Origin of the sequence: Ostreiculturibacter nitratireducens, assembly GCF_032670585.1 — a bacterium.
Lineage (GTDB): Bacteria > Pseudomonadota > Alphaproteobacteria > Rhodobacterales > Rhodobacteraceae > Ostreiculturibacter > Ostreiculturibacter nitratireducens.
The window spans coordinates 431,947-443,676 of the sequence record NZ_JAVQHL010000002.1 but is presented as its reverse complement, the minus strand read 5'-3'; the positions used below and the strand labels follow the sequence as shown (position 1 = coordinate 443,676).

Genomic DNA, 11,730 nt, shown 5'->3' with positions numbered 1-11,730 from the left:
CCCATTCATGCGCAGCTACGCCATCGGCGACATTCACGGCCATCTCGACAAGCTCCGCGCGGCGCATGACCTTGTCGCGGCCGACCGCCGCGCCGTGGGCGACGACACGGCGCCGGTCGTGCATGTGGGCGACCTCGTCGACCGCGGGCCGGATGCCTGCGGGGTGATCGAACATCTGATCGGGGGGATTGCCTCGGGGCTGAACTGGGTCGTCCTCAAGGGCAACCATGACCGCATGTTCAGCCTCTTCCTCGATGAGGAGCCGCGCCACGATACCGGCCTCCGCGCCGGGCTCGCCTGGCTCGACCCGCGCCTCGGCGGGGGCATTACGCTTGCGTCCTACGGCGTGACCAGCGCGGACGAACGCCCGATCGCGGAGGTTCACGCCGAAGCCCGCGCCCGGGTGCCGAAGGGCCACGCCGACTTCCTGGCAAACCTGCCCGCCTGGCACCTCGTTGGTGAGGCTCTCTTCGTCCACGCCGGTATCCGGCCAGGCGTCGACCTCTGCCACCAGAGCGAGGACGACCTTCTCTGGATCCGCGGTGATTTTCTCGACGACCCGCACGACCACGGCCCGCTCGTCGTTCACGGCCACACGCCGGTTTCCGCCGTCACGCATTACGGCAACCGCCTGAACATCGACACCGGCGCGGCCTACGGTGGCCCGCTCTCCGCCGTAGTGATCGAAGGGCGCGCGGTCTGGCTGCTGACCGACGCCGGCCGCGTTCCGATCCTGCCCGCGGCCTAGCCCTTCCCCTTACGGGCCAGCATCAGCGCCTCGTCGAGCACCTCCCGATCGCCGATATGGTTGGCGAGGATCAGGATCAGTTCCGCATCGAGCGCGAGGCTCTGCGCCTCGGTCAGGCCACGATGCGCGGCCAGAAGCGCGGCATAGAACCCGTCGGCGTCAGCGATGTTGGGCTTGGTGTTCAGGCTCATGGCTTTCCCTCCCACATGGCGGCGATGGCGTCCGACACCTCCCCGGCTTCGGGGTCGACCCAGCGCGCGGCCACGACCTGGTCGGGCCGGATCAGGTAGAGCGCCCGCTCCGCCCGGCCCAGGTATCTACTGCGTAGCGTATCCGTCATTTCGGGCGCGACAACCTTCGCCGCCACGCCCTCCGGCGCATGGAGGCCCAGCGCCAGCAGCACCGGCTCGCGGCCGAGCGCGTTCAGGAGCCAACCGTCATCCAAGGGCGCATCGGGCGCCACGGCGCCGGGGCGCGAGACCTTCGGCAGTCTCTCGTCGTCCGCGCCCGAGCTCGGGTAGACGCAGGGCACCGAAAGCCGCCCGCCGTTCACCATCCCCCGCGCGAATTCCGTCTTCCCGGCAAGCGACAGGACCGCGTCGCGGAACCGCCGCTCCATCCCCGCCGCAGGCGTCATGAAACGCGTGGTGCGCGACGAGTTCAGGATGTTCTCGTCCGCCGCGAAGGTCCTTTCGCGGTCGTAGGCCGCGAGAAGGTTATCACCACCGCGCCCTTCGAGCACTGCCGCGAGCCGCCAGCCCAGCGCATCGACGTCCTGCAGCCCGCTGTTGCCGCCCCGCGCGCCGAAGGGCGACACGACATGCGCGCTGTCGCCGGCGAAGATCACCCGCCCATGCAGGAAACGCTCGAGCCTCCGGCACTGGAATGTGTAGATCGACACCCAGTCCAGCCGGAAATCCTTGTGCCCCACGACCCGCTCGATCCGGGGGATGACCTTCTCGGGCTTCCTCTCCTCCTCCGGGTCCGCCTCCCAGCCGAGCTGAAGATCGATGCGGTAGATGTTGTCGGGCTGCTTGTGCAGCAGCGCCGACTGGCCGGGATGGAAGGTGGGTTCGAACCAGAACCGCCGTTCGGCCGGGAAATCCGCCTCCATCTCGATATCGGCGATGAGAAACCGCTCTTCGAAAAGCTCGCCCTCGAAGTCGAGGCCCAGCATCGCGCGCGTGTCCGATTTCGCCCCGTCGCAGGCGATCAGGTATTCGGCCGTCAGCGTATAGTCGCCATCCGGCGTCTCAACCGTGATGAACACGGCGTCATCCGCCTGCTCCAGCGCCTTGACCTGGTTGCGGAACCGCAGGTCCACCAGCGGATGTTCCAGCGCCTTCGCCGCGAGCATCTCCTCGATATGGTATTGCTGGAGGTTCACGAAGGCCGGCATCTTGTGACCCTTCTCGGGCAACAGGTCGAAGCTGAAGACCTCCCTGTCGCGGTGGAAGGTGCGCCCGACCTTCCAGGTCACGCCCATCTCCACCGCCTTCTCGCCCAGCCCGATACGGTCGAGAACCTCAAGCGCCCGCTTCGACCAGCAGATCGCGCGCGAACCGACCGAGACGACGTTGTTGTCGTCCAGCACGACGGAGGCGACGCCGTAGTTGGCAAGCTCCAGCGCGGCGGCGAGCCCGATCGGCCCCGCGCCGACGATGATCACCTTGTGACGCGGCTCCGTTTCCGTCAGCCCCGGCGGCTTGATGTAGGGGAAGGGCTTGTATTCATAAGGCATGGTGTCCTCCCCTCACTCCTGCAGCGCATCCCACATCTGCCGGTCGCGTTCGGCCGTCCAGACGCGGGGCGTGTCGATGCCCATCGCCTCGTCATAGGCGCGCGAGACGTTGAAGGGCAGGCAATGTTCGTAGATCGCGTAGTCCGAGAATTTCGGATCGCATTCCGCGCGGACGGCGTTCCAGGCCTCCTTCAGCGTCCCGCCCCGCGCCGCGACGCGGGCTGCCGGTCGGTAGGTGCTTTCGAGGAAGTCCGCCGTCGAGGCCAAGGCCTTCGCCACCATTTCCCGCCCCTGCAGCGCGTCTCCGCGCCCCGGCGCGATCGCCACCGGATCGAAGGCCGCGATGTTGGAAAGCGTCTCGCCCCAATCCGCGAAATGGCCGTCGCCGCAGTAGCAGGCCGAGCGGTATTCGACGATGTCGCCCGTGAACATCACCTCCGCATCCGGCACCCAGACCACCGCGTCGCCGGCCGTGTGCGCCCTGCCTAGGTGCATGATCTCCACCCGCCGCTTGCCGAGGTAGACGGTCATGCTGTCGGAGAAGGTCGTCGTGGGCCAGGTCAGGCCGGGAATTTCCTCGTGCCCCTGGAAGAGCCGGGGAAAACGCGCGAATTCGCTGTCCCAGTCCTCCTTGCCGCGCTCGGCCACCATGCCGCGCGCCGCGTCGGACATGATGACCTGCGGCGCGCCGTAGGCCGAGGCGCCGAGAACGCGGACGGCGTGGTAATGCGTCAGCACCAGATGCGTGATCGGCTTGTCGGTGACCTCGCGGACGCAGTCGATCACCTTCCGGGCGAGCCTCGGCGTCGCCTGCGCCTCCACCACCATCACCCCGTCATCGCCGATGATGACGCCCGAGTTGGGGTCCCCCTCGGCGGTGAAGGCGTAAAGCCCGTCGCCGATCTCGGTGAAGCTCGTCTTCTTTTCCGTCAGGTCGCCCGCCGACGCGAAAGCCTTGGCCATCCTCTTCCCCCTCAAATCGCTGGACGCACATGGCGCCCCATGATTCCATCCACGCCATGTTTTCGAAACGCGCCATTGCGTACTGGCTTACCGCCGCAGTCGTGTCCGTCCAGGCCATCTACCTCCTCTGGGCCGGGCGCGAGCCCTACTGCAAGTGCGGCTACGTGAAGCTCTGGCACGGAGACAACTGGAGCCCGGAGAACTCGCAGCACATCTCGGACTGGTACACGCCCTCGCACATCCTGCATGGCCTGATCTTCTACGCAGCTATCTGGCTGATCCTGCCGCGCCTGGCCTTCGGCTGGCGCCTTGCGCTCGGCACGGCCGTCGAGGCCGCCTGGGAGATGATCGAGAACTCCAACGCGGTGATCGAGCGCTACCGCGAAGTGACCATCTCGCTCGACTACTACGGCGACTCGGTCCTGAATTCGGTTTGCGACACGCTCGCGATGGTCGCGGGCTTCTACCTCGCGCGCGTCATCCCGGTCTGGGCAAGCGTGGCGATCATCGTCGGGTTCGAAGCCCTGACGACCTACCTGATCCGCGACGGGCTCGCGCTCAACATCATCATGCTGCTCTGGCCGAGCCAGGCGATCCTCGACTGGCAGTCGGCCATCTACAGCGGGCCCTGACCTCATCGCCCGGCCCCCACCGGGTCCTTGTGGGCGGGCAGGATCTTGCCCGCGCATTCGCCGAAGCCCACGCGGAACCCGTCGCCCTGCGCGTGGCCCCGCAGCGTCAGGGTGTCACCATCCTCGAGGAAGCTCCGCGTCGCGCCGTCCGGAAGCGACAGAGGCTCCTTCCCGCCCCAGGAGAGTTCCAGAAGGCTCCCCCGGCTCTCCTTCGCCGCGCCGGAGATCGTGCCCGATCCCAGAAGGTCCCCCACGTTCATCGGGCATCCGGAGGTCGTGTGGTGGCACAACTGCTGGGCCGCCGAATAATACATCTCGCTGTAGTTGGTGCGGGTGAGGACGGCCTCCTCCCCGCCCTCGGGCCTGAGAGACGCGGTCAGGTCGATCTCGTAGAGCATCGGCCCCGGCTCTTCGAGATACGGCAGAAGCGGCCGCTCCCGTTCGGGCGTGGGCACCCGGAACGGCTCAAGTGCCGCCCTGGTGACGATCCAGGGGCTGATCGTCGTCGCCGTGGCCTTGGCCTGGAAGGGTCCGAGCGGCTGGTATTCCCAGCCCTGGATGTCCCGCGCCGACCAGTCGTTCAGAAGGACATAGCCGAAGATCATCTCGTCGGCCTCCGCCACGCCGACCATGCCCTCGGAGGCCCGGCCCACGATCGCGCCCATTTCCAGTTCGAAGTCGAACCGCCGGCAGGGCGCGAAATGCGGCAGCTCGGCGTCGGCGGGCTTGAGCTGCCCCCAGGGCCGGCGCACCGGCGAGCCCGAGACGACGACGGAGGACGCGCGTCCGTTGTAGCCGATCGGGATCGACAGCCAGTTCGGCGGAAGCGCGTTTTCCGGCCCGCGGAACATCGAGCCCACGTTGAATGCGTGGTTCTTGCCCGCGTAGAAGTCGGTGTATTCCGAGATCAGGATCGGCAGGTGCAGCTCCGCATGCGCCATTGGCACGAGAAACGGCTCCACGGCCTGCCGGTGCAGCGAACCCTCGTCCAGCAGTTCGACAAGGCGTTCCCGGAACGGACCCCAGGCCGCCGGCCCGAGTTCCATGAACTCGTTCCAGAAGGGCACGTCGAACACCGGGTCGGCCGCAGGCGCCACGAGCCCCGCCTCCTCGGCCGCCATCAGGTCGAGGATCATGTCCCCGATCGCCACGCCGCAGCGCGGCTCCTCGCCTTCGGTCGAGAAGACGCCACAGGGCAGGTTGTTCAGCGGAAAGTCCGTGGTCGCGGTATTGGCGCTGGCCACCCAGCTTCTCATCAGGGGCATTCTCTGTCCTCTTGCCGGCGGTACGTGGGCTCACGCCGCCTTCGAATGGTTTGCGTCCGGGCGGCCGGGTCAATCGCCGACGTTCGGCCCCGCCCCACTGGGCCACATGCCCGCGTTGCCGCGGTTCGGGTCCGGCGGCGTGTCGGGGACTTCGTCATCCTCCGACGCCTTCGGCGGATTGCGCCATACCGCCCAGCCCACGATGCCGAGAAGAAACAGAAGGGCAAGTGCCGTCTTCATCTCACTTGGTGCCCGGCGTGCCGTCGAACTTCTTCTCGAGGTCCTTCCAGCAGTCGATGTAGTCGTCCTGCAGGGGCGCCTCCTGGGCGGCGAAGCGGGTGAGGTGCTGCGGAAAGCGGGTCTCGAACATGAAGGACATGGTATTGTCGAGCTTCTCCGGCTCAAGCTCCATGTTCGACGCGCCTTCGAAGGCGTTCCGGTCCGGCCCGTGCGGCAGCATCATGTTGTGGAGCGACAGCCCGCCGGGGATGAAGCCCTTCGGCTTCGCGTCGTAGATCCCGTAGATGTTGCCCATCAGCTCCGACATGATGTTCCGGTGATACCATGGCGGGCGGAACGTGTGCTCGGCCACCATCCAGCGTTCGCGGAAGAGGACGAAGTCGATGTTCGCCGTGCCTTCCACGCCCGAGGGCGCGGTGAGGACGGTGAAGATCGACGGGTCCGGGTGGTCGAAAAGGATCGCCCCGACGGGGCAATAGGTGCGCATATCGTATTTGCATGGCGCGTAGTTGCCGTGCCAGGCGACGACGTCGAGCGGCGAATGCCCGATCTTCGTCTCATGGAACTCCCCGCACCACTTGACCGTCAGGGTCGAGGGCACCTCGCGGTCCTCGAAGGCGGCGACCGGCGTCTTGAAGTCGCGCCGGTTCGCCATGCAGTTCGCGCCGATCGGGCCCCTGCCCGGAAGCTGGAACTTCTGCCCGTAGTTCTCGCAGACGAAGCCGCGGCACGGGCCCTCCAGCACCTCGACACGGTAGACGAGCCCGCGCGGCAGGATCGCGATCTCCTTCGGTTCGAGGTCGATGATCCCGAGTTCCGTGCAGAACCTCAGCCGCCCTTCCTGCGGCACGACCAGAAGCTCGGAGTCCGCCGAGAAGAAGTATTCGTCACGCATGTTATCGGTGACGAGGTAGATGTGGCTGGCCATCCCGACCTGCGTGTTCACATCCCCCGCCGTGGTCATCGTGCGCATCCCCGAAAGCCAGGTCAGGGGCTTTTCGGAGTGCGGCACAGGGTCCCACCTGTATTGACCGAGGGAGATCACGTCGCGCTCCACGTTCGGCGCGGTCTTCCAGTAGGGAAGGTCGATCTTCGTGAAGCGGTGCGTGTGCTTCACCGAGGGGCGGATTCGGTAGCACCAGGTGCGTTCGTTCTGATGCGAGGGCGCGGTGAAGGCGGTGCCGGAAAGTTGTTCGCCATAAAGGCCGTAGTTGCATTTCTGCGGGCTGTTCTGCCCCTGCGGCAGGGCGTCCGGCAGCGCCTCGGTTTCGAAGTCGTTCCCGAAGCCCGGCATGTAGCCTTCATGCGTCCCGACGGTGGACGGGGCGCGGATCATTCCTTTCGGCAGTTCGTGGCGGGTCATTGCGTTTCCTCCTGTCGGCCGCGACGCGAAACGGTATCGTTGCATTTGCAACGATGTCAAGCTGGCCCTTGTGTGGCGGGCGTGACACCATATCTCCACTGAGGAATGTGGGACGAGGAGTGTGACGTGGGCGGGTTCGACCTTGCGAAGTTTCTACCATACCGGATTTCGGTGGCTGCCGCCCGGGTCAGCCGTGGGTTTGCGAAACGCTACCGGACGGAATTCGGTATCTCGATCCCCGAATGGCGCGTACTGGCGCACCTTTCCGCCGCAGGCGGTCCGGTGAGCGTGCGCGAGGTTCACGCCCGCGTGGACATGGACAAATCGAAGGTCAGCCGTGCGGCGGCGCGTCTCGAACAGGCGGGATACGTGGCAAAGGCTGAGAACTCCGACGACCGGCGCCTCGTGCAGCTCACGCTGACCGAGGCGGGCCGCGATCTCGTGGCGCGGATCGTTCCCGTCGCGCGTTCCTATCACGCCGAGCTCCTGGCCCGGCTTGGACCCGAAGCCGACAGCTTCCGCCGCGCGCTCGAGCGGCTCGCGACCGAGGAGGAAGAGGACAGGCTTCCAGAAAAAGAGGCATTCGTGCATGACGATTGAGCAGCGGCGGTCATTTTCCAGGGCGGTGACGATGGGCTCGCGCGCCCATCTCCAGCATCACCACGTGCAAAGCCCGCGCTGGACGGGACCCAAGCTCTCCGTCGCGGTGCTGAGCGACTTCCACGTCTGCAAGCCCTGGGTGACACTCGGGTCGCTCGGCCGGATCATCGAAAAGACGAACGCGCTCGGCGCGGACATGATCCTGCTCGCCGGGGATTTCATCCCGTCGCGGCAGATGCCCGGCCTGCGCGAGGAGATCCCGGGGATCGCCCGCACGCTTGCCCGGCTCGAAGCGCCGCTCGGGGTCCACGCCGTCCTCGGCAACCATGACTGGTGGGACTGCGCCCATGCCCGCGCGAACGATTTCACCGAGAACCTCATCGGCCCGGCATTGGTCGATGCGGGCATCTCGCTCCTGTCGAACCGGTCCCTCTCACTCTCGCATGGCGGCAGCGACTTCTGGCTCGTCGGGATGGACAGCCAATGGGCGCTGCGCTCGCTGCGCAAGCCGGGTTTCCACGACCCCGAGGCTGCCTTCGCCGAGGTCCCCGAGGACGCGCCCGCGATTCTTCTTGCGCACGAACCCGACTACTTCTCCGAGGGCGATCACCGCGCCTTCCTCCAGATCAGCGGCCATACCCACGGCGGGCAGATGAACCTGGGCGGCTGGCGGCCCCTGACGCCGTCGCATTACGGCGGGCGCTATGCCTGGGGTCACCTGCACGAGGATGGGCGACACCTCGTCGTCTCCGGCGGTATCGGCTATTCCGGCCTGCCGCTCCGCGTCTTCCAGCCGCCCGAGATCACGGTCGTCACCGTCAGCGCGGCCTGATACGCACGCTGGCGCGCGGCGAAACCCGGCGCTAGGCTCGTCCCGAGATTTCCAGGGGAGCTTTCCATGACCGACGACATCGTCATCCTTTCCGGCGCGCGCACTGCCATCGGCACTTTCGGCGGAAGCCTTTCGGGCATCGCGCCCATCGACCTCGGCGCCATCGCCGCGAAGGCCGCGCTCGAGCGGGCCGGGGTCGAGGGGGGCCGGATCGGCCATGTCGTCTTCGGCCATGTCATCAACACCGAGCCCCGCGACATGTACCTCTCCCGCGTCGCCGCGATGCAGGCGGGCGTGCCGGACACGACGCCGGCGATGAACGTCAACCGTCTCTGCGGCTCGGGCGCGCAGGCGATCGTTTCTGCCGTGCAGGCTCTCGCCCTCCGCGACGCGGACTTCGCGCTCGCCGGCGGGGCCGAGAACATGAGCCGCTCGCCCTACGCGCTCGCCACCGCGCGCTGGGGCCAGAAGATGGGCGACACCAAGGCGATGGACATGATGACCGGAGCGCTGAGCTGCCCCTTCGGCACCGGGCACATGGGCGTAACGGCGGAGAACGTGGCGAAGGAGCACGGGATCACACGCGAGGCCCAGGACGCCTTCGCGCTCGAAAGCCAGACCCGCGCCGCCCGCGCGATCGCCGAGGGGCTTTTCAAGGACCAGATCGTCCCGGTCGAAGTTCCTTCGCGGAAGGGCCCCGTGACCTTCGACACGGACGAGCACCCGAAGGCGACCTCGGTCGAGGCTCTCGCGGGGCTCAAGGCCGTCTTCCAGAAGGACGGCACCGTGACCGCCGGCAACGCCAGCGGCATCAACGACGGCGCCGCGGCACTGGTCCTCGCCCGTGCCGATGCGGCGGAGAAGGCGGGGCTGAAGCCCCGCGCCCGCGTCCTCGGCTACGCCCACGCGGGCGTGCGGCCCGAGGTCATGGGCATCGGCCCGGTGCCCGCCGTCGAAGCGCTTCTGGCCCGCACCGGGCTGAAGGTCGCCGACTTCGACGTGATCGAGTCGAACGAGGCCTTCGCGGCGCAGGCGCTCGCGGTCAACAAGGGCCTCGGCCTCGACCCGGCGAAGGTGAACCCCAACGGCGGCGCCATTGCGCTCGGCCACCCTGTCGGCGCGACCGGCGCGATCCTGACGGTGAAGGCTCTCCACGAACTCGAGCGCATCGGGGGGAGCCGTGCCCTCATCACCATGTGCATCGGTGGCGGCCAGGGCATCGCGCTCGCCATCGAGCGCATCTGACCGGCCGGGGGCACGCGCGGCAGCGCCGGACGGGCGGGCTCGATGCCCGGCCGGACGGCACCCCGGCTCAGCGCAGGACGACCGAGACCGCGGCCGACCGCCCCGCCGCGTCGATCACCGACAGCGTGACGTAACCCGGCCCGGCGACGGGCAGTTCTTCCTCCCGCGCGCGGGACGCGACCGCCACGGGTGCGCCATTCGCGAGCCAGGTGAAGGGCGCGGCCCCGCCCCGGACCTTCACCACCAGCGCACCGTCGCGCGTTTCCACCTCGGCGCCGTCGGGCGGAAAGGCAACCTCGGGGGCGCCGGGGACGGCGTCGGAGAACACCGCGTCGCGCGGGCGGAAACGCTGCAAGGGCTGCGGCAGGCGGGCGTTCGGCAGGATCAGCGTCCCCGGCGGCGGCGGGGGCAGCGGGTCGAGCGCGGGCTTCAGCCGCCCGAAGACCTGGAACAGGACCGGCGCGGCCAGATCGCCCCCGAAGGCGCCCGGGACGGAGGACCCGTCCGCCCGCCCCATCCAGACGCCAGCGACGTGCCGCCCGTCAAAACCGATCGCCCAGGCGTCGCGGTGGCCATAGCTCGTGCCGGTCTTGTAGGCGAGCCGGTTCCGTGGCGCCCCGGGCGGCGGCGCGAGGCCCGAGAGGATATCGGCCACCGACCAGGCAGCCTCGGACCGGAACAGGCGCTGCGGCAGCGCATCAGCCTCACCCGGCCGTTCCGACAGCCGCACCGGCGCGCCGAGCCGCGCGAGCGCCGCGTAGGCCTGCACGAGTTCGCGCAGCGACAGCCCCACACCCCCCAGCGCCACCGCGAGTCCCGGCGGACCGTCAAGTTCCGGCGCCGCCCCCGCGCGCCGCAGCGCCGCCATCACCCGTGCGGGCCCCAGCGCCTCGGTCAGGCTCACCACCGGGATGTTCAGCGACAACTGCAACGCTTCGCGCACCGGCAGCGTGCCCCGGAACGCCCGGTCGAAGTTCTGCGGCGCATAGGTGCCGAAGGCCACCGGCCGGTCCTCGACCAGCGTCTCGGGATGGGCGAGACCCTCGTCGAAGGCGAGCCCGTAGACGAAGGGTTTCAGAAGCGAGCCGGGCGACCGCCGCGCGGCGGTCATGTCGATGAAGCCCGCGCGCGCCTCGTCCGTCCATTCCGCCGCGCCCACCGAGGCCAGGATCTCTCCCGTCCGGTGATCGGCGACGAGGATCGCGACCGAGAGCCTCTCGCCATGCCGCGCCACCGCGCGGGCCGCGAGCGATTCAAGCGCCGCCTGAAGTCCCGCGTCGATCGTCGTGGCGTGCTGCTGCACGAGCGGTTCCGCCGCGCGCAGGGCCTCCGCGAGATGCGGGGCGAGCGCGGGGAAAGCGCGCCGCGCTTTCGGCACCGGCTCCGTCAACGCCGCCCGCACCCGGTCCGGCGCCAACACCCCGGCGTCTTCCATCCGTGCCAGCACACGGGCCCGCGCCACTTCGGCCGCCTTGGGCGCCCGGTCGGGCCTGCGCGCCTCCGGCGCCTGCGGCAGCGCGACCAGAAGAGCCGCCTCCGCCGGCGTGAGCCTTCGCGGCTCCTTCCCGAAATAGGCGAGCGACGCCGCGCGCACGCCTTCGAGGTTCCCGCCATAGGGCGCCAGGCGCAGGTAGAGCCCGAGGATTTCCTCCTTCGACAGCCGATGCTCCAGCGCCAGCGCGACGCGTATCTGCCGGAGCTTGCCGGAAAGCCGCCCCGTCCCCGTCTCCTCCAGAAGCCGCGCGACCTGCATCGTCAGCGTCGAGCCGCCGGACACGACGCGTCCGTTCCACGCCGCCTGCGCCACGGCGCGCGCCATCGCGCGCAGGTCCACCCCGGAATGCGATCGGAACCGCTTGTCCTCGTAGGCGATGAGCATGTTCGCAAACAAGGGATCGACCGGCCCCGGCTCCATCCGCCAGCGCCCGTCTGCCACCGTGAAGGCCCGCAGAAGCGTCCCGTCCCGCGCCGTCACCTCGACCGAGGTTTCGGAGATGAGAGGCGGCACCACCGTTGCCGCCACCCAGCGGTCAAACCCATCCCGCACCAGCGCCACCGCGAAGAGCAGCGCGACGAGCAGGAAGGGGACCGCGCGGCGCAT

The 11,730-nt window shown here is 68.6% G+C and carries 12 protein-coding genes; 5 read left to right on the top strand and 7 right to left on the bottom strand.

All coding sequences use genetic code 11. The annotated features are described in order from the left end of the window. The first annotated feature begins 7 nt into the window (after positions 1-7). Positions 8-748, top strand: coding sequence for a metallophosphoesterase (locus ABCN56_RS09425; RefSeq protein WP_343080553.1), 741 nt, complete (start codon positions 8-10; stop codon positions 746-748). Here the strand turns inward: ABCN56_RS09425 and ABCN56_RS09420 are convergent. Genes ABCN56_RS09420 through ABCN56_RS09410 form a run of 3 tightly spaced genes read right to left on the bottom strand, consistent with a single transcriptional unit; the run spans position 745 to position 3,452 of the window. Then, positions 745-939 (bottom strand): DUF2783 domain-containing protein, encoded by a 195-nt coding sequence (locus ABCN56_RS09420; RefSeq protein ID WP_343080552.1) that lies wholly within the window; start codon positions 937-939, stop codon positions 745-747. The genes ABCN56_RS09425 and ABCN56_RS09420 overlap by 4 nt on opposite strands. Then, the gene (locus ABCN56_RS09415) at positions 936-2,489 is read right to left on the bottom strand and encodes an FAD-dependent oxidoreductase (RefSeq protein WP_343080551.1); all 1,554 of its coding nucleotides are present in this window, start codon (positions 2,487-2,489) and stop codon (positions 936-938) included. The genes ABCN56_RS09420 and ABCN56_RS09415 overlap by 4 nt, the downstream gene beginning before the upstream one ends. Positions 2,490-2,501: 12 nt before the next feature. Beyond that, positions 2,502-3,452 carry an MBL fold metallo-hydrolase gene (locus ABCN56_RS09410; protein ID WP_343080550.1) on the bottom strand — a complete coding sequence of 317 codons (951 nt, stop codon included), beginning with the start codon at positions 3,450-3,452 and terminating at the stop codon, positions 2,502-2,504. A 29-nt stretch (positions 3,453-3,481) separates the two neighbouring features. Between ABCN56_RS09410 and ABCN56_RS09405 the strand changes: the two genes are divergently transcribed. Beyond that, the gene (locus ABCN56_RS09405; protein WP_343080549.1) at positions 3,482-4,084 is read left to right on the top strand and encodes a DUF2585 domain-containing protein; all 603 of its coding nucleotides are present in this window, start codon (positions 3,482-3,484) and stop codon (positions 4,082-4,084) included. A gap of 2 nt (positions 4,085-4,086) precedes the next feature. On the opposite strand, the gene fahA is transcribed toward ABCN56_RS09405, so the two are convergent. From fahA to hmgA, 3 genes are all read right to left on the bottom strand, one after another. Continuing rightward, a complete protein-coding gene (fahA, locus tag ABCN56_RS09400; protein ID WP_343080548.1) occupies positions 4,087-5,349 on the bottom strand; it encodes a fumarylacetoacetase in 1,263 nt (420 codons plus the stop codon). 69 nt (positions 5,350-5,418) lie between these two features. Then, entirely contained in the window at positions 5,419-5,589 is a 171-nt protein-coding gene (locus ABCN56_RS09395; RefSeq protein WP_343080547.1) for a hypothetical protein, read from the bottom strand. Position 5,590: 1 nt separating this feature from the next. After that, positions 5,591-6,952, bottom strand: a complete 1,362-nt coding sequence (gene hmgA, locus ABCN56_RS09390) for a homogentisate 1,2-dioxygenase (RefSeq protein WP_343080546.1) — start codon at positions 6,950-6,952, stop codon at positions 5,591-5,593. 105 nt (positions 6,953-7,057) lie between these two features. Between hmgA and ABCN56_RS09385 the strand changes: the two genes are divergently transcribed. The 3 genes from ABCN56_RS09385 (at position 7,058) to ABCN56_RS09375 (ending at position 9,629) form a co-directional block, all read left to right on the top strand. Next, positions 7,058-7,552 (top strand): MarR family winged helix-turn-helix transcriptional regulator, encoded by a 495-nt coding sequence (locus ABCN56_RS09385; RefSeq protein ID WP_343080545.1) that lies wholly within the window; start codon positions 7,058-7,060, stop codon positions 7,550-7,552. Next, positions 7,542-8,384 carry a metallophosphoesterase gene (locus tag ABCN56_RS09380; RefSeq protein WP_343080544.1) on the top strand — a complete coding sequence of 281 codons (843 nt, stop codon included), beginning with the start codon at positions 7,542-7,544 and terminating at the stop codon, positions 8,382-8,384. The genes ABCN56_RS09385 and ABCN56_RS09380 overlap by 11 nt, the downstream gene beginning before the upstream one ends. 66 nt (positions 8,385-8,450) lie before the next feature. Then, positions 8,451-9,629, top strand: a complete 1,179-nt coding sequence (locus ABCN56_RS09375; protein ID WP_343080543.1) for an acetyl-CoA C-acyltransferase family protein — start codon at positions 8,451-8,453, stop codon at positions 9,627-9,629. A gap of 67 nt (positions 9,630-9,696) precedes the next feature. Here ABCN56_RS09375 and pbpC read toward each other — a convergent pair whose 3' ends face one another. Then, positions 9,697-11,730 carry a penicillin-binding protein 1C gene (gene pbpC / locus ABCN56_RS09370; RefSeq protein ID WP_343080542.1) on the bottom strand — a complete coding sequence of 678 codons (2,034 nt, stop codon included), beginning with the start codon at positions 11,728-11,730 and terminating at the stop codon, positions 9,697-9,699.

Bases quoted from the DNA above. Each gene is read 5' to 3' on its own strand.
- ABCN56_RS09380 (WP_343080544.1), top strand. From the start codon at position 7,542: ATGACGATTGAGCAGCGGCGGTCATTTTCCAGGGCGGTGACGATGGGC.
- hmgA (WP_343080546.1), bottom strand. From the start codon at position 6,952: ATGACCCGCCACGAACTGCCGAAAGGAATGATCCGCGCCCCGTCCACC.
- ABCN56_RS09405 (WP_343080549.1), top strand. From the start codon at position 3,482: ATGGCGCCCCATGATTCCATCCACGCCATGTTTTCGAAACGCGCCATT.
- ABCN56_RS09425 (WP_343080553.1), top strand. From the start codon at position 8: ATGCGCAGCTACGCCATCGGCGACATTCACGGCCATCTCGACAAGCTC.
- pbpC (WP_343080542.1), bottom strand. From the start codon at position 11,730: ATGCGCCGCGCGGTCCCCTTCCTGCTCGTCGCGCTGCTCTTCGCGGTG.
- ABCN56_RS09385 (WP_343080545.1), top strand. From the start codon at position 7,058: ATGTGGGACGAGGAGTGTGACGTGGGCGGGTTCGACCTTGCGAAGTTT.
- ABCN56_RS09415 (WP_343080551.1), bottom strand. From the start codon at position 2,489: ATGCCTTATGAATACAAGCCCTTCCCCTACATCAAGCCGCCGGGGCTG.
- ABCN56_RS09375 (WP_343080543.1), top strand. From the start codon at position 8,451: ATGACCGACGACATCGTCATCCTTTCCGGCGCGCGCACTGCCATCGGC.
- ABCN56_RS09395 (WP_343080547.1), bottom strand. From the start codon at position 5,589: ATGAAGACGGCACTTGCCCTTCTGTTTCTTCTCGGCATCGTGGGCTGG.
- fahA (WP_343080548.1), bottom strand. From the start codon at position 5,349: ATGCCCCTGATGAGAAGCTGGGTGGCCAGCGCCAATACCGCGACCACG.
- ABCN56_RS09420 (WP_343080552.1), bottom strand. From the start codon at position 939: ATGAGCCTGAACACCAAGCCCAACATCGCTGACGCCGACGGGTTCTAT.
- ABCN56_RS09410 (WP_343080550.1), bottom strand. From the start codon at position 3,452: ATGGCCAAGGCTTTCGCGTCGGCGGGCGACCTGACGGAAAAGAAGACG.